The sequence below is a fragment of the Maribacter luteocoastalis genome, from assembly GCF_048890225.1.
GTDB lineage: Bacteria > Bacteroidota > Bacteroidia > Flavobacteriales > Flavobacteriaceae > Maribacter > Maribacter luteocoastalis.
Window position 1 is genome coordinate 324892 of sequence record NZ_JBMFZG010000005.1, and the last position, 20738, is coordinate 345629.

Here is a 20738-nt window from a genome sequence, read left to right on the forward strand (position 1 = left end):
ATTAGGCGTACTTATCACCAAACTTATCCTTTACCTGATTTAAAACTTTTTTAATGTCTTGCTCTTTGGATTTTGGATATATCAAAAGTACATCTTCTTTATCAACAATGATATAATCCTTTAATCCATCTACAACAACTATTTTATCCTTTGGCGATCTTATCATATTTCCTGAAGCCTCATCTGATAACACCTTTGCATTTACCACAGCGTTACCCATATCATCTTTGTCTAACTTGTCAAATAAAGAACCCCAAGTTCCTAAATCGTTCCAATCGAAAGTTGCTGCATGAACGTAAATGGTCTTTGAATTTTCCAAAATGGCATAATCAATGGAGATATTTTCAGCTTTTGGATAGTTCTCAGCAATAAATTCTCTTTCATCCTCTGTATTATATAATGAAAACCCATCTTGAAACAATTGATATTGTTGTGGTTGATAATTTTTAAAGGCATTAACAATTGTTCTTACGCTCCACATAAAAATGCCTGCATTCCACAAAAAATTACCTTGGGCCAAAAATTCCTTAGCGGTAGCGTAATCTGGTTTTTCCCTGAACTGATCAACTTTTTTTATTTGGTTGGCATCAGACTTATCGAACTCAATATAGCCAAAACCCGTATTTGGAAATGTAGGTTTAATACCTAATGTACATAGTACTTCTTCCTTTTCGCATTTCTCAAAACAAGCCGTAACATCTTTTGCAAAAGCCGTTTCATCTTCAATCCAGTGGTCACTTGGAGCTACAATCATCACTCCATCAGGATTCATTTTCTGTATTTTAAGGGCAGCATACAGTATACAAGGTGCTGTATTTCGCATAGCTGGCTCCAATACTACTTGATCTTGTTTGACCATTGGCAATTGCTCCAATACCAAATCATTATACCGTTCATTGGTGAGAATAAGTATGTTTTCAGTAGGCACAAACTTGTTCAACCTTTGAAATGTCTTCTGAATCAAGGTGGTACCCGTGCCCAACATATCATGAAATTGCTTAGGATACTCTGTTGTACTTATAGGCCAAAATCTAGAACCTACGCCACCTGCCATTAAAACGGCATAATAATTTTTGTTCATATTAACTATTTATTAATTCGACCTCTGCGTTGGGTTGGAAAAGATACATTCTTCCCGTTTTTATTTCAACACATGCAAATCTCTTTATTCTCTTATTACCTTTTTTAAAGAGTTTTCCGTTATATATTCGGAATACACTTCCTATCGGTATTTCAAAAACGTAAGATTTTTCCGATTGTTGTTCGTCAAACATTTTTAAAGCTACAGACAATTGTGCATCAGTACTACTACTGGCTTTTGGGTTTCTAAAATGTTTCGCCAGAAGGGGCAAAAGTTTCGATGGGAAAACTTCTGGTCGAATGAATGGCAACATCAAATGTTGAAATGTTTTTTTCCATTCCAAGCCATGGGGCTTAATATGTTTACCATATTTTTCAAAAGCGACCAAATGTGCAATTTCATGAACTAAGGTAATAAGAAATCGATACCTATTTAATGTGGCGTTTACCGTTATTTGGTGCTGTCCATTAAAGAGTCTCCTATAATCACCATGCCTAGTAACCCGTTCATTAACTATTTTTAAATGAACACTATTCTCCATAATCAGTTCTAGACACATAACAACTGCCCTCTCTGGTACATATTTAACTAGAACCTTTTCCATTCACACAAAAATACCGGAAAAACTACAGAAAAAACAGATCTTACCCAATAACGATAGCTACATAACCTAGAAATATAACATTGGTGTTAGCCCTACTTATAAGTTCAAGGAGTTGAATTGGATACCTGTAACATTTTTCCGTTGTAAAACTGATTTCCGTTAAGTGAAAAATCCTTTATGTATGCTGCCATTTCCAATGCGGTAATAGGAGCATGATACCCTGGAAAAGCCTCTTCCAACATTTCGGTCTGTACAGCGCCAAGGGCCAGTACATTAAAAGAAGGGCCGGTTTCCTTAAACTCTTCTGCCCAAAGTTCTGTTAGTGTAATTACAGCACCTTTACTAGAACTATAAGCAGAAAGTCCTGGGAACTTCATGCTTCCTTGAACACCACCCATAGAGCTTATAGTCACCACATGGCCAGTTTTCTTCATAAATGGCAATACACACTTAGTAACTGCGGCGACTCCAAATACATTAACTTCGTAGACCGCCTTAAACTCTTCCATTGAGGTATCAAGAAAGGGTTTGTTCAATAATTTACCCGCATTATTTATCAAAATATCCACTGTATTCCTTTTCTCACCTAGGTAATTCACCAATTTATCCAAATCCGAAGCTTTTGACAAATCAAAAGGAAAAGCATGTATGTTCTTATGATTTAGACTCTTTATTGGAGCGTCATTTCTAGATAGTGCCAATACTTTGTGACCATCGTCTGCAAATAATTTGGCCAATTCAAAACCTATACCCCTACTAGCCCCGGTAATAATGATATTTGCCATTAATTATATTTTAACTCTTTTACCGATGCATTTGATACACCCTCTAAAACAGGTATCATTTTATTCACCACTTTGGCCATGTGCTTATAGTCCATTAGACCATTTTCGTCACCCACTTTATGGTAATGGTCGAAATTTGTAAAATCGAATGTACTATAAGTCTGCGAAGGCACATTGAACATCTCATGAAAAGGCAGGTTGTCCGACCTTTTAAATAAATTGAATTCTTTCGCCTTGGGTAAAAAACCTACTAATTTCTCATTCGCGTATTTATTGCTGATAGCGGCAAGATTGGACAATTCATAACCTGTTAAATACACCAGATGATCTTTACCCACCATTGGCACCCCAACCATTTCAAAATTCAACATAGCATATAAGTTCAGTCCGTTCGATTTAAGTTTTTGAGCCAAATGCCTTGAACCCAACAATCCCTTCTCTTCTGCACTAAAAAGGGCGAAAATAACACTGCGCTTGTTAGATTTATTGGCGCCAAAATATCTTGCCATTTCAAGAACGGTTGTCGTACCCGAAGCATTATCATTAGCTCCATTTGCAATTTCATCACCCTGCTCTGGGTTTAATATTCCAATATGGTCGTAATGGGCACCCAGAATTATAAATTCGTTTTTAAGAACTGGGTCATTCCCTTCCAAAAACCCGACTACATTATAAGCAACAGCATCAAAATTAGATAGGGTATCCTTAAACGTCCCAAAAAAGGGCGAAATACTATTTTTTGCAAAAACCCCTTCAATATAGTTAGCCGCTTCAGCTATGCCCTTACTACCTGAATCCCTCCCTTGTAGTTCATCGGAAGCTAAAAAATCCATAATTTTCTTGATATCCGCTGCTGATGAAAATCCATCATGTTCTGAATTAGAACTTTCTGTTTTAGAACTCTTATTTGAAGCCGGTTCCCCATTTGTCTCCAACACCTTTCCTTTTAGTCCATCTGGACCGCCAACAGGGTTTAAAACCGTTTCACTGGCTACCTTACCCGGACCACATGAAATAAGGAAAAACAAACAAAGTAAACCAAGAGTAATTTTCATTATGCCATTTTATTTTATTTCTAAAGATAAAAAAAGCATCCCTGAAAAGAGATGCTTCTTTATTCTAATTTGTTATCGTTGTTAAGCTAACATAGTAACTGGGTTCTCCACGTAATATCTCAGTGTTTGTAAGAACTGAGCCCCTACTGCCCCATCTACTGTCCTATGGTCACATGCCAAAGTAAGTTTCATTGTATTACCAACCACTATCTCACCATTTTTAACTACTGGTTTCTCTACAATAGCACCAACAGATAAAATTGCAGAATTAGGTTGATTGATTATAGAAGTAAACTCTAATATACCAAACATTCCTAGATTAGAAACCGTAAAGGTGCTGCCTTCCATTTCCGCGGGAGTAATCTTCTTATTTCTAGCTTTACCGGCCAGGTCCTTAACAGCACTACCAATTTGTGTTAGGCCCAAAAGATCAGCATGTTTAATAACCGGAACTACCAAACCTTCATCAACAGCTACGGCCACACCCATATGTATATGTTTGTGCTGTTTAGTAGTATCACCATTCCAAGAAGTATTTACTTGTGGATGCTTTCTCAATGCCATGGCACATGCTTTTAATACCATGTCATTGAAAGATACTTTGGTATCCGGCAAACTGTTTATTTGTTCACGCGAAGCTTTTGCATTATCCATATCTACCTCTATAGTCAAATAGAAGTGGGGAGCGTTAAATTTAGAATTACCCAATGCTTTAGCTATTGCCTTACGCATATTAGAATTCTTAATTTCTTCCGTACTTTCCTCTCCAGAAGGAATTGCCATAGAAACAACGGGAATATCCGTACTGGATTTTGCAACTTGTGCAGGAGCAACTTTAACTTCCGCACTTGGAGTGTAATTCTCAATGTCTTTCTTTATGATTCTACCATGGTCACCAGAACCTGATACCTTGGAAAGATCAATTCCCTTATCCTCGGCAATTTTCTTAGCTAAAGGAGAAACAAAAATACGTTGACCATCTGCAACAGCTTTTGCTGGTTCCTGCTTTTCAGATTTTGCTTGGGTAACTTTTTCCTCTTTTTTGTTATCAGCTTCTGTACTTTTAGGGGCACTACTTGGCTTACTACCCAAAACCGCATCTACATCTGTCCCTTCTGGCCCAATAACCGCTAAAACAGCATCAACGGGCGAAGACTCACCTTCTTGAATACCTATATATAAAAGTTTACCAGAATAGAAAGACTCAAACTCCATCGTGGCCTTATCAGTCTCTATTTCTGCCAAGATATCGCCTTCTTCCACATCATCACCCACATGCTTTAACCAAGCAGCTACCGTACCTTCCTCCATGGTGTCGCTTAGTCTTGGCATTTTCACGATTTCCACACCTTCAGGAATTTCCGCACTTACTTCTTCCTTGTTTTCCTCTTTAGAAGCCTGTGGTGCCTCCCCCTTATCCTGGTTAGATTCAACGATTGTTGCCGAACTTCCATTTATCAAACCTGAAATATCCTCACCTTCTTCCCCTATAATCGCCAAAAGCGTATCTACGGGCGCTCCATCACCTTCTTCGATTCCTATATGCAATAGTGTCCCTTCATGAAACGATTCAAACTCCATCGTTGCCTTATCCGTTTCAATCTCTGCTAAAATATCACCTTCCTCAACCTTATCCCCAACTTTTTTTAACCATTTGGCAACGGTACCCTCTTCCATGGTATCGCTTAATCTGGGCATGTTTATTACTTCAGCCATTTATTTAAATTTTATGTTCGACAAATGGAAAATCCTCTTGCTCGTAAACCATATCGTACAATTGGTTTATTGGTGGATAATCTGATTTCTCTGCAAATTCCTCACACTCCTTAACAAGGTCTTTTACCCTTTTATCAATTTTCTTGATTTCCTCATCAGTAGCATATTTCTTTTCCTTGATCACATCTAAAACTTGGGTTATAGGATCAATCTTTTTATATTCCTCAACTTCTTCCTTAGTTCTATAATGTTGTGCATCTGACATGGAGTGACCCCTATACCTGTATGTTTTCATCTCAAGAAAAGTTGGTCCCCCACCAGTTCTAGCCCTTTCAATGGCTTTGCTCATTTCTTGTGCTACGGTTACCGGGTTCATACCGTCAACAGGTCCACATGGCATTTCATATCCAAGACCCAATTTCCAAATATCTGTAGAATACGATGTCCTAGCAACAGAAGTTCCCATTGCGTAACCATTATTTTCACAAACAAAAACAACGGGTAACTGCCATAACATTGCCAAGTTAAATGTCTCATGCAACGATCCTTGTCTCACCGCACCATCTCCCATATAACATAAGGTTACCGCATTACTGCCGTGGTATTTATCACCAAAGGCCATACCAGCTCCTAACGGAATTTGACCTCCTACAATACCATGACCGCCATGAAACCTATGCTCCTTGGAAAAAATATGCATGGAACCACCCATACCCTTTGAGGTACCGGTTACTTTTCCATAAAGCTCAGCCATAACTTTTCTGGGATCGACTCCCATACCGATTGGCTGTACATGATTACGGTAAGCGGTTATCATCCTATCCTTTGTCAAATCCATTGCATGTAAAGCACCTGCCAAAACAGCTTCTTGACCATTATATAAATGAAGAAATCCTCTTACTTTTTGTTGAATATACACTGCAGCGAGTTTATCTTCAAACTTTCTCCAAAAAAGCATGTCCTCATACCATTTCAAATAAGTCTCTTTGGTGATTTTTTCCATTGGAATTATGAATTTATTACAAATTTATAGGATTATATAGTATGCCCTTAGCATATCACAAGGGAACAAAAATACACATATAAATCAATCGATAAAAAAAATAAAAGTAAAAGCGCGCAGAAATTACGGGGTTAACAAAAATGTGTTGCCCCGTGTTTTTATTACGCTTCTGATTTTCAGAACTATTTTAGGAAGGTATTGTTGAAGCCGAGAGGTAAAATATCCTCCAATGAATTGCATTGAACCACATTGCCTGACTCTCCCATAAGCAATATCCTTATTGGCAATCCCTGCTTGAACTCATATTCAAATATTGCCTGACGACAATTGCCACAGGGGGCCGCAGGAGTAGTTACTTCATATTTTTTTGATGTAGCAGTAATGGCAATCACACTAATGGTTACGTCTGGATATTTAGCCCCTGCATGAAAAATAGCAACTCTTTCTGCACACAGACCTGATGGATAGGAAGCATTTTCTTGGTTGCTTCCAATAACCACTTCACCATTTTCCAAAAGGACGGCAGCACCAACTTGAAATTTTGAATATGGGGCATATGCTTTTTGTCGTGCCTTTATAGCTATTTGCATTAACATTTGGTCAGCTTGACTCAATTCCTCAAAAGAATCGTATACTGTTATGTCAAAACTTATGTTTACCTGTTTGGCCATATTGCAATTTAAAATTTTAAGGCTCTCAACCCCAACTAAAACTTAGCTTTCCTATAAAACAACAAAAACCCACTAGAAGTAGGTTTTTGTTTATGTTTTCTATGTGTAATTAATCATTGTAAAATTCCTCACCTAAGCTAAAGGTAAGGGAAAAACGCAAGGTGTTTTCCAATGGGTTCCTAACTTGTGATGTTGAGAATAAATAAGAAAGATCTATTTGAGCAGCCTTAAATTTAAAACCTGCACCCAAAGTAAAAAACTTCCTAGAACCCTTTTCCTCACTTTCATTAAAATAACCTGTTCTTACCATAAAGGCATCCTGATAACTATATTCAGCGCCCAATGCCCATGTAAATTCTTTTAACTCCTCTCCAAATCCATCTGGAGCATCACCAAAAGAACCAAAAATACCACTAAAACCACTCTCGTTTTGGTAAATATCATTATCTGCAGAATCTATGTCGCCATCACCATCAAAATCCTGTGGTGTAGGGACCAACAATTTATTAAATTCCGATGTTATCCCAATTACATTATCTTGATCTAAGATAAAATCAAACCCCACCCCAAAACCCAAATTGCTAGGTAGGAAGTTTTCTTGACCACCTGCATCATATTGTATTTTACCGCCAATATTTGAGAGGTTGAAACCAGCCCTCCAACGACCATCAAAACTATTATAAGCTATTTCACGAGACCTATAATAACCAGCAACATCCACCGCAAATGAACTTGCAGCTTGAGAGTCTTCCGTTCCATTTTGCGGTAATTTTAAATTAGATCTGATAAACCTGCCGGCAACGGCCATTGAATAGGTTGGACTTAATTTTAATGAATATGATCCATCTAAAGCCAATTCATTTGGCTTGGCCAATGTTCCTGGATCATTGGCAAATTGTCTTAGTTCTATTTCGCCAAGTGTAAAATATCTTAAACTTACAGCAAAGGCACTTTGCTCGTTTAATTTATTAAAATAGCTAGCGTTCAATAAAGAAATATCAGTAATAATACTTTCTAAATAAGGCGTATAACTTACACCTATACCCATTTTACGCTCCGCAAAAGCAAATTTTGCAGGGTTCCATTGTTGTGAAAATGCATCTGTGGATGAGGCAACGCCTATATCACCCATACCAGCTGACCTAGCATCCGCTGCTATAGTCAAAAATGGTACCGCTGTTGTTATTACCCTTTGATCATCCTGTGCATTTAATTTCACAAGTACTAGCAAAAACAACAATATCGATATTTTTCTCATTTAATATTATTTGAAATTCTTAATCTAAATATAGTGTTACCAATTTGTTAAAGTGGCATTTTACATCAAAACGCTAATTTTTGAATTATCTTATATAGGTATACTACTATTTTTTTTGACTTCTGTTAAAATGGATAAAGAACGCGGCAAAATTCACATCCTACAATATTAACCAGTTAAAATGCAAAAAAAAGAGCTTAGTTACCTATACGATATTGACCTTTGCTACGTTAAGACTAGTGATAGGATACTTTATAATTTTGAATCCATACAAATGTTGAAAATTATTTTGATTGATAAAATATAATATAGAAAACATCGTTCTAATCAGCGAAAGCGACATAACAATAAATCAAAATCCAAATTAAATAAACCGTATTAGTAGTTTATTAAGATTGAACTCAAGTCCAAATTATGAAAAAACATTTTATAAAAGTTGTACTCTCATGCACCGTAATAGCGGGAGGTTTAACAGTTTCAAGCTGTTCAAAATCTTCATCTGGCTCTAAAAATACGTCAAGAGCAACGGGTTGGAAGATAAATGCAAAGGAAGGTGGTTTTCAATATAACACCGATTTTAAGGAACAAGAAACAGCTCCAGGCCTTGTATTTGTTGAAGGCGGCACGTTTACCAAGGGTAAAGTTCAAGATGATGTAATGCATGATTGGAACAACACACCAACCAGTCAGCATGTTCAGTCGTTTTATATGGACGAAACTGAGGTTACCAACGTAATGTATCTTGAATATTTAGATTACCTTAAAAGCGTTTACCCTCCAGAAAATCCTAAATATGCAAATATTTACAAAGGCGCATTGCCAGATACTTTAGTATGGAGAAACAGACTAGGGTTTAATGAAACCATGACAAACAACTATTTAAGGCACCCGGCGTATGCTGAATATCCTGTTGTTGGTGTGAATTGGATTCAGGCTACCCAATTTGCGGAATGGAGAACAGACCGTGTAAACGAGGTAATGTTAGAGCGTGAAGGTTATCTATCCAAAGATGCCAAGTACCAAGCCGCTACTGGAGAGGTTCAAGGCACCTTTAGTACAGAGGCTTATTTGAATAGACCCGAATCTGTCTATAATGGTCAAATTGACTCCCTTCAGGGAAAAATGAAAAAGGACAGTGTCTCTACTTTTGCCAAGCGAAGCAGTGGTGTGATTATGCCTGAATATAGACTTCCAACGGAAACGGAATGGGAATATGCCGCACAAGCACAAGTAGGCTCAAGAGAATATAATAATTACAGAGGTAGAAAAAAATATCCATGGGAAGGTGATTATACCAGAAATGGCCAGCGCGTTGGACGTGGAGATCAATTAGCAAACTTTAAGCAAGGAAAAGGCGATTATGGTGGTATTGCTGGTTGGTCTGATGATGGCGCCGATATTACCGCAGAAGTTATGTCTTATAAACCAAATGATTTAGGGCTATATGATATGGCAGGTAATGTTGCAGAATGGGTTGCAGATGTTTATAGACCAATTGTTGATGATGAAGTAAGTGACTTTAACTACTACAGGGGAAACATTTATATGAAAACAGCAATTGGTGAAGATGGCAAAGTGAATATCCTAAGAGATTCTATAGTTTATGACACATTACCTAATGGAAAAATGGTTGCGGTAAACTTGCCTGGCGAGATTAAAATGGTGCCAGTTGATGAAGAAGAAACGTATTTAAGAACCAACTTCTCTTCTAGTGACAATAGAGGATATAGAGATGGTGACCCAGGTTCATCAAGATTCTTCAACAGATTTAGTGACGAAGAAGATGCCGCTAACTCACCAAAAATGTATGATTCGCCCAAGCATAAGGTTGAAAGGGATTCTGCAGGAAATGTGGTAAGACAATATGACGAGTCCAATACCAGAACATCATTGATAAATGATGAAGTAAGGGTTTACAAAGGTGGCTCATGGAGAGATAGAGCTTATTGGTTAGACCCTGCGCAACGCAGATATTTACCACAATATATGGCCACTGATTATATTGGCTTTAGATGTGCAATGTCTAGAGTAGGTTCTAAATCAAAAACAAAGAACAAGACTGTTAGAGGAAAAAAAGCTAAATAATTTTCCATACGAAATAGATTAAAAAGCCCTTTTCATTAAGGGCTTTTTTTTATCTTCGATTTTATGACAATAGAAGAACTTCATGGTATTTTTCTCAAAAATCCCTACATCTGTACAGACACCAGAAAAATAAATAAAGGTGATATTTTTTTCGCCTTAAAAGGTGATCATTTCAATGGAAATGAATATGCACAAACAGCACTTTCAAAAGGAGCTTCATATGTAATAATAGATGATGAAAAATATGTTATCAATGAAAGAACCATTGTCGTCGACAATGCTTTAGAAACATTACAAAAGCTCTCTAACTATCATCGAAGGCATAGTAAGGTAAAAGTAATTGCCTTAACAGGCAGTAATGGCAAAACCACAACCAAAGAACTAATCAATGCTGTGCTTGCCAAAAAATATAATACCATTGCGACCATTGGTAATTTAAACAACCATATTGGTGTTCCATTAACCCTTCTATCTATAAAGGACGATACTGATATTGCCGTTGTGGAGATGGGCGCCAACCATCAAAAAGAAATTGAATTCCTAAGCAATCTAGCTGAGCCAGATTTTGGATACATTACGAATTTTGGCAAAGCTCACCTAGAAGGTTTTGGCGGCATAGAAGGTGTTATTAAAGGAAAGAGTGAATTGTACGATTATTTAATTGCGCATAACAAATTCATATTCTTAAATGCAGATGACCCGATACAAAAAGAAAAATTAGCAACATATATTAAAAAAATTGGATTTAGCGAACAAGACCATAATCATTTCAACATTAAATTTCTAGGCACAAACCCAACAATAGCACTAGAATTTGAGAAAAGTATTGTCCAAACGAACTTGATAGGCAAATACAATTTCACCAATTGCTGTGCGGCTATTGTAATGGGAAAATACTTTAATGTTGATAAAAATCAAATTATCATGGCAATTGAAGCGTATGTACCAGATAACAATAGGTCACAAATTATTGAAAAAAATGGTCACAAAATCATATTAGATGCTTACAACGCTAATCCTACGAGCACTAGAGAGGCCCTACTTAGTTTTAACCAACTAAAAGCCCATAACAAACTAGTTTTTTTGGGTGATATGTTTGAATTAGGGGAACACGCACAAAAAGAACACCAAGAAATAGCCAACCTAGTCCTTGAACTTGGCCTTACTACCTTTTTAGTTGGTGAAAATTACAGCAAAATAAATTGCCAATTAGAGACATTTAAATCCTTTAATGAATTAAAAGAATTTCTTTCGGATATAGAATTCCCCAATAGTACTATTTTGATAAAGGGTTCTAGAGGAATGGCAATGGAAAGACTACTTGATTGTTTGTAAGAAATAACTACTCTATTTTTTTGGTTACCGAGCCACATGTCATCATCTGGCTACCAAAATAGGGATTTCTAATATTTTCCTCTAAACTTAACCAATCCCCTCCTTTGTTATTATCAGCCATAGGGCAATGCTGGACATAAATGGGTTGATCTAACTTTTCCAATTTATTTACCAATGGAATTATAGTGTTGGAAAGACCTTTAAAATAAAACCTTTGCTCTTTAATATCATTGCTTGAAATTATTTCATTTATAGACTTCCTAAGAGCACTAAGCTTTAATTGTAATTCAGCATCAAAAAATTCTAATTTCATTTGCCCCAGAATTTCTTTAATTTTTTGCGCTTCTGATTTCGAATTTTCATAGTGGGTTGCCACCAATTGGTCCTTTAATTCCAAATAACCATAAATCAATTCCTGTATTTCCTGAGTAATACTTTCATCAAAGCTAATTTCACCACCATCCTTAATAGGAACTATATTTTGATTCCCATCGTTATACATCATAGATTTTTTTCCTTGTAATTGGGCCGCGGCATCAACCGTAAATGTTCCGTTCATCACTACCTCATCACCAGGATTTAAACCTTCCAATATCAAATAAAAATCGCCTAACCTATCCCCTAACCGCACATCTACCATCTCAAAAACTGGAGTATCTACATCTGGTTTTCTATAAACCACAGAACGTTCCCCAGTCCATAAAACTGCACTTTTAGGTATAACCAACCTATTTTTTTCCATGCTTACCTTTACCAAGCCCTGAACAAACATGCCAGGTTTCAAATTCCCTTTTTTATTAGTTAAAGTTACCCTCACAGAAACCGTTCTTTTATTGGCATCTAATATGGGCTCAATAAATGAAATCTTGGTATTAATATTTTCTTCTTTTAAAGCCTGAGAACTAATTTCAATTTCCTGTCCAACACGTAAGAATGGTAGTTGATTTTCATAGGCATCAAACACAGCCCAAACTGAGTATAAGTCACTTACCTTATACAAAGGATCACCCTGTTTATAGTAATTTCCTTCAGTTGCAATTATTTCTGTGACAGTACCTGAAACATCAGCATACAAAGGAAAATTCATCATTGGTTTTCCAGATGCAAGCACTTCTTCAATTTGTCTATCGGTCATCTTCCAAAGTCCCAATGTATTTCTTGCGGCAGCATATAATTTCTGGTGCGTATCCTTATAACTTGCAGAAGTAAGCAACTTATCCTGGGCTAAATAAAGTTCAGGCGAATATATAAGACCTATTTGGTCACCTTTCTTTACGTATTCTCCAATAGATTTTACTTCCAATTCATCTATTCTACCATCAAAAAGAGTAGTTTGTATAGCATTGGTCTTATCATTTGAAGTTATTTTTCCAGAAAGGGTTAAATTTTCACCAATAGTATCCGAATAACCTATGGTAAATGTTTCGATATTAGCTAAAGCAATAGCATTGGCACTCATTGAAAATTGATTGGCCTTAAGCTCCTTATTGTCTTTTTGAACTGCCACTAAATCCATTCCACATAATGGACAAGTTCCCATCCCATCATTCACGATTTGTGGATGCATGGAACAAGTGTACTGTAGCGAATATTGCTCTACTGTCGTATGATTATTAATGTCGTTATTTTTATCAGTCCCAAAAAAAATAAAACCCAGGAGGAAGCCAATTACTAAAACAACAACATAACCTCGATACTTCACCACTTTACTTAAAATCATTTTTATGTTACTCACTCTATTTTAATTTTAATTCTTGTTTTAAACTATATAGAACAGGAACTATAAACAATGACACCAATGCTACTAACATTCCTCCAAAACTCGGAATAGCCATGGGAATCATAATATCTTTTCCACGGCCTGTAGCTGTTAATATTGGCAGTAATGCCAATAAGGTAGTTGCTGTTGTCATTAAGCAAGGACGTAATCTTTTTTTCCCTGCCTCAAGTACAGAAGCCCTAATAGCTTGTATACTAGTTGGGGAATTACGTTCAAATGATTGCTTAAGATAAGTAGCCATAACCACTCCATCATCTGTTGCAATACCAAAAAGTGCAATGAAACCGACCCAGACTGCCACGCTGAGATTAATATTTTGCATATTGAATAGCTCCCTAATGTTTATATCGCCAATATTTATATTGAAAAACCAATCTTGTCCATAGCACCAAATTAATATAAAGCCACCAGCAAAAGCAACTGCAACCCCCGAGAAAACCATTAATGTCACTGCTGCCGATCTAAACTGAAGATATAAAACAAAAAAGATGGCCAATAATACCAACGGAATAATAAATGATAAGGTTTTTTCTGCATGTAGCTGGTTCTCATAATTACCAGAAAACCGATAACTAACCCCATTAGGAACTATCAATTGTTCATTGGCAATAAGATTTTTTAACATTTCACTTGTGTTTTCTATAACATTTACTTCTGCAAACCCCTCCTTTTTATCGAACAAAACATAACCTGTAAGAAAACTATCCTCACTTTTAATTACTTGAGGCCCTGTTTCATATTTTACATCAACCACATCTGTTAATGGTATTGAACTACCAGTGTCCAAAGGCACATATATGTTTGCCAGGTTGGGTGGGTCTGCCCGTAACTCTCTTGGATATCTAACACTAACCCCAAAGCGCTCCCTTCCTTCAATAGTCTCTGTCAACACCTTACCGGCTAAGGCTACTTCCAAAACTTCTTGTATAACCTCTACAGACAGACCGTAACGAGATGCTTTTATCCTATCGATATCTAAAATTAAGTAAGGTTTACTTATTATTCTATCGGCAAAAACCGAACTTGGTTCTATACCCTCTATATTTTTTAGTTCCTTTTCTACCTGAATACCAAACCGCTCAATAGTTTTTAAATCGGGCCCGAAAATTTTAATTCCCATAGGCGCCCTCATTCCGGTTTGCAGCATTACCAATCGCGTCTCTATAGGCTGTAATTTTGGTGCGGTAGTAACTCCTGGAAGTTTAGTTGCTTTTATAATTTCCTGCCATATGTCATTTTGATTTTTAATTTCTGGTCTCCAATTCCGATAAAATTCACCATTTTTATCTTTGATCAATTCTCCCACTTTGGCTCCTGACCCCGATTCAACCTTTTTCCCACTTTTGGTTTCAAACCTACCATCGAAAGCCTTAAACCTAATTGGTCTATTGTTTTCATCTAGAATATACTCAGGTTTATATAAAATAACATTTTCATACATGGATAATGGTGCGGGATCTAAAGCAGAGTTCACCCTACCAGCTTTACCTACCACCGTCTCTATCTCTGGAATAGTAACAACTGCCATATCCAACTGTTGTAAGACTTTTTTATTTTCGGCTATACCTGCATGTGGCATCGAGGTGGGCATTAATAGGTATGATCCCTCATCTAGGTTTGGCATAAATTCTTTACCTATATTTCTAAAGACCAAAAATCCTAATAGTAATAATACTATCGGGAGACCTAAAAACAACATTTTATTGGCTAATGCCCATTTTAGAATAGGCTCATAATACGTCTTAAACCATATTAACATTCCAAGAATAATGCAACTGCTAACCCCTATAAACACCAAGCTCGCCAAATAAGAATTACCAAACCCCAAGGGTCTCCAATAATAGGTTAAAACAATTAGAATAGAGGTAATAATCCAGTACAAATTATAGTCTTTACCCTTCTCTTGACCAATTTTGTTGTATAAAACCAAAAGTCTAATCACACCTATACCTACAACAATAAACCCAAGCCAGAATCCAAAAACCATTATTACAATTCCAGAAAAAACCAATAAAACAGAAAAAACTTTTAAATAAGAAAATTTAAATGATCTTGCCCTGTACCATTGTGCCAAAATAGGTGGAATTAAAAATAACGCTATAAACATAGCCGCAAACAAGGCTGCCGTTTTAGTAAATGCCAAAGGAGTAAACAATTTACCCTCTGCACCTGTTAAAGAAAAAACAGGAACAAAACTTATTAAAGTTGTAAAACCAGCAGTAATAATAGCACCTGAGACCTCTATAGTGGCTTCATAAACAATACTATCTACCTTTTCTCCATTATGATTATCATTTAAATGTCTTATAATATTTTCCGACAAAATAATACCAAGATCAACCATGGTCCCAATTGCAATCGCGATACCAGACAAAGCAACTATATTGGCTTCAACATTAAACAACTTCATCGCAATAAAAACCATTAACACTGCTAGAGGTAGTAACCCAGAGATGAGCACTGACACCCTCAAGTTAAAAAGCATTATAAGTACTACTAATATGGTAATCAATATTTCAAATGAGAGTGCATTTTTTAATGTACCTAAAGTATCTTGTATAAGTTCACTTCTATCATAAAATGGCACTATGGTAAGTTTAGATACACGGCCATCTCTCAAAGTTTTACTTGGCAATCCAATAGCTATTTCCCCTATTTTCCTTTTAATCGAGTTAATTACCTCCATAGGATTTGCACCATATCTAGACGCAACCACACCACCAACAACCTCAGCACCTTCCTTATCTAAAATTCCACGTCGCTCTTCAGGTCCCAAACCAACTTGGGCAACATCTTTAATTCGAATTGGGGTGAAATCATTGTTAATAACAGTAGTGTTTTCTATATCCGCTATATTCTTTATATATCCTAAACCTCTAACAAAGTATTCGGCATTGTTAATTTCCATTGTCCTAGCACCTACATCTTTGTTGTTTTCTTTTACGGCTTTCACCACATCGGAAATAGATACTCCGAATTGCCTCATTAACTCAGGATTCAAATCTATCTGATATTCCTGGACAAACCCTCCCACAGAGGCAACTTCTGAAACATCCTTTACTGAAGAAAGCGCATTCTTAATATAAAAATCTTGAACTTTTCGTAACTCATGTAAATCCCAACCTCCAACAACATTCCCATTACCATCGCGACCTTCTAGAGTATACCAAAAAATTTGACCCAGAGCAGTAGCATCGGGTCCTAAATTAGGCTTTACCCCAATTGGCAATACCTTATCTGGTAAACTATTAATCTTTTCCAGTATCCTGGTTCTAGACCAATAAAAATCAATATCATCCTCAAAAATGATGTAAATGCTCGAAAAACCGAACATTGAGTTACTTCTTATGGTTTTGACCCCCGGTATACCCAACAAGTTACTTGTTAAAGGATAGGTGATTTGATCCTCAATATCTTGCGGAGATTGACCTTTCCATTCTGTAAAAACAATTTGTTGATTCTCCCCAATATTTGGAATTGCGTCAACAGCAACAGGCTTACTTGGAAAAAAAGGTATACTTTTTAAAAAAGGCGTATGTATAAGTCCCCAAAATAAGAACCCCAACAACAGCACCAAAGCTATTACCTTATTCTCAATTAGGAATTTGATGCTTTTATTTAGCATAACTTTAAAACTTGATGACTTTTACAGTTAAAAAAAGTCCATATATATCAACGTATAAAATAGTTTTAGATTGTGGGGAACCATCAATAAAACCTAGTAAATCCAGTTTAAGAAATACTTTTACAACATTAAAAGTAATGGATTAGAAATGATAAAAACAAGTCATTCAAAGTACTATTGTGGGACATACTGGATTCGAACCAGTGACCTCTGCCCTGTCAAGGCAGCGCTCTAAACCAACTGAGCTAATATCCCGATAGTAATTGCTAAGGTAGAATATAATTTAGTATCTATAAAAAAAACTATTCTACACAAAAAAAGGCTTTCGTTAAACGAAAGCCTTTTTTAAAATCCTGTGGGCCCTACTGGATTCGAACCAGTGACCCCCTGCTTGTAAGGCAGGTGCTCTGAACCAACTGAGCTAAGAGCCCCAAAAGGAGTGCAAATATAGAATAGTTTTGCTTATACCAAAAGAAAAAATAAAAAAAATTAAACAACTTCTGCTACAATAAAATTACTTCCCCCAACAAATATCAAGTCGCGTTTTGTAGCATGTTGTTTTGCAGCTAAATAGGCTTCTGAAACACTTTTGTATGCATCCCCCATTAAATTATATTCTTTAGCATATTGCTTAAGATTTATTTCACTTAGACCTCTTTCAATAGCTGGTTTACAAAAATAATATGTCGCATTTTGCGGGAATAATGGCAATATCCCTTCTAAATTTTTATCCTTAACAAACCCTAATACAATATGTAAATCCTGGTATTTTTCATTTTCTAACTGATGTAAGACCAATTGCAGGCCTTCCGTATTATGGGCGGTATCACAGATAATTTTTGGTTCGACACCTAACTGTTGCCATCTGCCCATTAAACCAGTGTTTTCAACTACTTGCATCAAGCCTTTGGCTATATGGCTTTCAGTGATTATAAAATCATCCAGTTCATTAATTACAGCTAAAACACCATTTATATTTTTCTTTTGGTATTGACCTAGTAAAGAAGTCTTATACCTTGGATATTCGTTTTCACTGGCAACCAATAGTTTAGCATTTTTAGCTTCGGCAACTTCCTCAAATACCGCTATAACATCTTCCTGATATTCACTTATTACAACTGGGGTATGTTCTTTGATTATACCTGCTTTTTCAAAAGCAATTTTTACCAATGTATCACCTAACATATCCGTATGGTCCATCCCAATATTGGTAATCAATGAAACCTCTGGTGCAATAATATTTGTAGAATCCAGTCTTCCTCCCAACCCTACTTCTATCACTGCAATATCTACTTGCTCCTTAGCAAAATATGTAAAGGCCAAACCGACGGTCATTTCAAAAAAAGAAAACCTATTTTCTTCTAAAAATGCCTTATGCTCCCCAATAAAGTTAGTTACAAATTTCTCACTAACAGGTTTACCTTGAATTCGTATGCGTTCACGATAATCTTTAAGGTGTGGGGACGTATATAAACCAACTTTATACCCAGCTTCCTGGAGAATAGAAGCCAACATATGACTACTTGAACCCTTTCCATTAGTCCCTGCAACATGAATACTTTTGAATTTTTGTTGAGGATTTCCCAAACGTTGGGACAATAATTTAATACCGTTTAGTTTAGCATTAAATGCTTTTTTACCTAGTTGTTGATACATTGGAAGTTGGGCAAACATCCAATCCAGCGTTTGTTGATAGGTCACTCCCCTAATTTAAAATTCACAACTACAAAACCAACTTGTTGACTTGGAGCATTGGAATCTAAGTTCCACTTATGCATGAAAGCAGTTTTTCTAGCAGGTTCTAACAAACATGGATTATTGTTGGTTGTTCCTCGAACACCCGGCGTAGCACTAACAACCTTTCCATTGCGGTCTACCACTATTTTAACAACCACTCTACCAGATTCGTTACATTCTTGCGGAACTTTTCCCTTATTTACTAACGATCTGCCGTTAAGTCCATAACCTCCTGTTCCACTTCCTGATCCAGGGCTACCATAATAACTTGTGGCATAAGGATCCCCGTCAGGGCTACCTTTATCTCCAGATTTAGTATCATCACCTTCGCTACCAGAAGCAGTTCCATCAGATTTATTTAACCCCCCCATTAACTCATCTAGCCTCTTCTTTTTAGCCTCCTGCTCTAACCGAGCTTTTTCCTCGGCATCTCTTTTTTGCTGGGCTATACGCTCGGCCTCTGCCTTCGCTTTTTTCTCAGCATTCTCAGCTTGTCTTTTGGCTTCTGCCGCAGCATCTGATTCGCGTTTGGCTTCTTCTTTAGCCTTTTTAATCTTAATAGACTCTTCGTTATCTTGTGTCAGCACTTTTTCTGAAGGGGTATCTTTCGCAACAACTTCATCGGTAACTTCTTGCTTCACCTCTTCTGCCACTTCTTGCCTCGTTGGCTCAACCGGTGGAGTATCTAAAGGTTCAGACCTTATCTTTTCTTTGGGTTGTACCCTGCCACTACCAAAATCTGTCGTTCCAAAATTAACGGAAATCCCATTTTCTATTGGCGGGTCCATATATGTTAAACCAATATAGAATAACACCAACAACAAAACACTTAACAACAAAGTGGTAAGTGTAAATGATTTTTTCTTGTGCCTCGTATCTAAAAATGCCATTTAATTGGGCCGCACCGCCAAAATGACCTTATAATTATTCCTGTTGGCAATATCCATTACGTTTACCGCTTCCTTTATAGCGACATTTTCTTCCGCCCTAAGAATAATTGTTGGTTTGTCTTGACCCTCTAGTGCCTTTTTTAATTCAATTTCAATGTATTCTCCGTTTATTCTTTGGTTGTTCACATAGTACTGTAAGTTTTTATCAATACTAACAGAAACATTTTGTGTATTGGTAGACTTTCCTTTCGCCTTTGGCAGTAATAAATCCAATGCGTTTGGCGAGTTAGCCGTAAGCATGAAGAAAATCAATAACAAGAATACAATATCCGTCATTGATGACATACTAAAGTCTGGACTAACTTTATTCCTTCCTTTTAGTTTCATACTTTAAAATTAAAGAGGTTCGTTCAACAAATCCAAGAACTCTACGGCATTTGCCTCCATCTTATGAACAACTTTATCTGTTCTGTTCACCAAGTGATTATAGCCCATATAAGCGATAATACCCACTATTAAACCTGCCACTGTAGTTGTCATAGCTGTATAGATGCCTGATGCCAATGAACCCATCTCCGCTTGGCCACCACTGCTGGCCATTTCATGAAAAGCCAAAATCATGCCAATTACTGTACCTAAAAATCCAATCATTGGAGCGGCTCCTGCTACGGTCGCCAAAACACTAACATTTTTCTCTAGCTTGTAAACCTCTAGGGTCCCAGCATTTTCAATGGCAGTATTAATATCATCTAAGGGCTTGCCTATTCTAGAAATCCCTTTTTCGGTTAATCGTGCAACCGGTGAATCTGTTTGGGCACAAAGTAATTTTGCGGCCTCGAGTTTACCAGAAGTTACATGATCTCGAATCTGGTTCATGAAATTCTTATCTATTTTAGAAGCGGCATTTACAGCAAGTAATCGCTCAAAATAAATGTACAGTGCCACACCCAGCATTAAAAATAATACGGATATGATGATTACACTTCCAGTGCCCCCATTAAACACCAAGTCCATTACAGATAAGGTTTTCTCTTCTGAAAGAAGCTCATCTGTTACAGGATCTTGTGACAAATCTTGGAATAATAACATAGTGTTCTTAATTATCAAATTTGC

Annotated in this window: 16 protein-coding genes and 2 tRNA genes; 2 read left to right on the plus strand and 16 right to left on the minus strand. The window is 36.7% G+C overall.

Annotated elements, in window-relative coordinates; genetic code table 11:
- Position 1 precedes the first annotated feature (1 nt).
- The 8 genes from ACOCEA_RS12170 to porV form a co-directional block, all read right to left on the minus strand.
- Positions 2–1081, minus strand: coding sequence for a mannose-1-phosphate guanylyltransferase (locus ACOCEA_RS12170; protein WP_420756523.1), 1080 nt, complete (start codon positions 1079–1081; stop codon positions 2–4).
- A 1-nt stretch (position 1082) separates the two neighbouring features.
- Positions 1083–1685 carry a SprT-like domain-containing protein gene (locus tag ACOCEA_RS12175; protein WP_420756524.1) on the minus strand — a complete coding sequence of 201 codons (603 nt, stop codon included), beginning with the start codon at positions 1683–1685 and terminating at the stop codon, positions 1083–1085.
- 104 nt (positions 1686–1789) lie between these two features.
- Positions 1790–2470 (minus strand): SDR family NAD(P)-dependent oxidoreductase, encoded by a 681-nt coding sequence (locus ACOCEA_RS12180; RefSeq protein WP_420756525.1) that lies wholly within the window; start codon positions 2468–2470, stop codon positions 1790–1792.
- Positions 2470–3525 carry a M28 family metallopeptidase gene (locus ACOCEA_RS12185; RefSeq protein ID WP_420756526.1) on the minus strand — a complete coding sequence of 352 codons (1056 nt, stop codon included), beginning with the start codon at positions 3523–3525 and terminating at the stop codon, positions 2470–2472. The genes ACOCEA_RS12180 and ACOCEA_RS12185 overlap by 1 nt, the downstream gene beginning before the upstream one ends.
- A gap of 81 nt (positions 3526–3606) precedes the next feature.
- A complete protein-coding gene (locus ACOCEA_RS12190) occupies positions 3607–5241 on the minus strand; it encodes a pyruvate dehydrogenase complex dihydrolipoamide acetyltransferase (protein WP_420756527.1) in 1635 nt (544 codons plus the stop codon).
- 4 nt (positions 5242–5245) lie between these two features.
- Positions 5246–6244 (minus strand): pyruvate dehydrogenase (acetyl-transferring) E1 component subunit alpha, encoded by a 999-nt coding sequence (gene pdhA / locus ACOCEA_RS12195; RefSeq protein WP_420756528.1) that lies wholly within the window; start codon positions 6242–6244, stop codon positions 5246–5248.
- Between the two features lie 182 nt (positions 6245–6426).
- Positions 6427–6915, minus strand: coding sequence for a cytidine deaminase (gene cdd, locus ACOCEA_RS12200; protein WP_476422501.1), 489 nt, complete (start codon positions 6913–6915; stop codon positions 6427–6429).
- 109 nt (positions 6916–7024) lie between these two features.
- Entirely contained in the window at positions 7025–8173 is a 1149-nt protein-coding gene (porV, locus tag ACOCEA_RS12205; RefSeq protein WP_420756529.1) for a type IX secretion system outer membrane channel protein PorV, read from the minus strand.
- A 414-nt stretch (positions 8174–8587) separates the two neighbouring features.
- On the opposite strand from porV, the gene gldJ reads away from it, so the two are divergent.
- Together gldJ and ACOCEA_RS12215 are read left to right on the plus strand one after the other, a co-directional pair.
- Positions 8588–10258, plus strand: a complete 1671-nt coding sequence (gene gldJ, locus ACOCEA_RS12210) for a gliding motility lipoprotein GldJ (protein WP_420756530.1) — start codon at positions 8588–8590, stop codon at positions 10256–10258.
- A gap of 63 nt (positions 10259–10321) precedes the next feature.
- Entirely contained in the window at positions 10322–11593 is a 1272-nt protein-coding gene (locus tag ACOCEA_RS12215; protein ID WP_420756531.1) for a UDP-N-acetylmuramoyl-tripeptide--D-alanyl-D-alanine ligase, read from the plus strand.
- A gap of 7 nt (positions 11594–11600) precedes the next feature.
- Here ACOCEA_RS12215 and ACOCEA_RS12220 read toward each other — a convergent pair whose 3' ends face one another.
- The 8 genes from ACOCEA_RS12220 to ACOCEA_RS12255 form a co-directional block, all read right to left on the minus strand.
- Positions 11601–13328, minus strand: coding sequence for an efflux RND transporter periplasmic adaptor subunit (locus ACOCEA_RS12220; protein ID WP_420756532.1), 1728 nt, complete (start codon positions 13326–13328; stop codon positions 11601–11603).
- Between the two features lies 1 nt (position 13329).
- Positions 13330–16998, minus strand: a complete 3669-nt coding sequence (locus tag ACOCEA_RS12225; protein WP_420756533.1) for an efflux RND transporter permease subunit — start codon at positions 16996–16998, stop codon at positions 13330–13332.
- A 180-nt stretch (positions 16999–17178) separates the two neighbouring features.
- Positions 17179–17253: transfer RNA gene (locus ACOCEA_RS12230), tRNA-Val, on the minus strand.
- Between the two features lie 101 nt (positions 17254–17354).
- Positions 17355–17429 (minus strand) — tRNA-Val (locus tag ACOCEA_RS12235).
- A gap of 58 nt (positions 17430–17487) precedes the next feature.
- Positions 17488–18699 carry a bifunctional folylpolyglutamate synthase/dihydrofolate synthase gene (locus tag ACOCEA_RS12240; protein ID WP_420756534.1) on the minus strand — a complete coding sequence of 404 codons (1212 nt, stop codon included), beginning with the start codon at positions 18697–18699 and terminating at the stop codon, positions 17488–17490.
- Positions 18696–19625: an energy transducer TonB gene (locus ACOCEA_RS12245; RefSeq protein ID WP_420756535.1), complete on the minus strand. Its 930-nt coding sequence runs from the start codon at positions 19623–19625 to the stop codon at positions 18696–18698. The genes ACOCEA_RS12240 and ACOCEA_RS12245 overlap by 4 nt, the downstream gene beginning before the upstream one ends.
- Positions 19626–20012, minus strand: a complete 387-nt coding sequence (locus tag ACOCEA_RS12250) for an ExbD/TolR family protein (protein ID WP_420756536.1) — start codon at positions 20010–20012, stop codon at positions 19626–19628.
- Between the two features lie 9 nt (positions 20013–20021).
- Entirely contained in the window at positions 20022–20714 is a 693-nt protein-coding gene (locus tag ACOCEA_RS12255; RefSeq protein WP_420756546.1) for a MotA/TolQ/ExbB proton channel family protein, read from the minus strand.
- Positions 20715–20738: the final 24 nt, after the last annotated feature.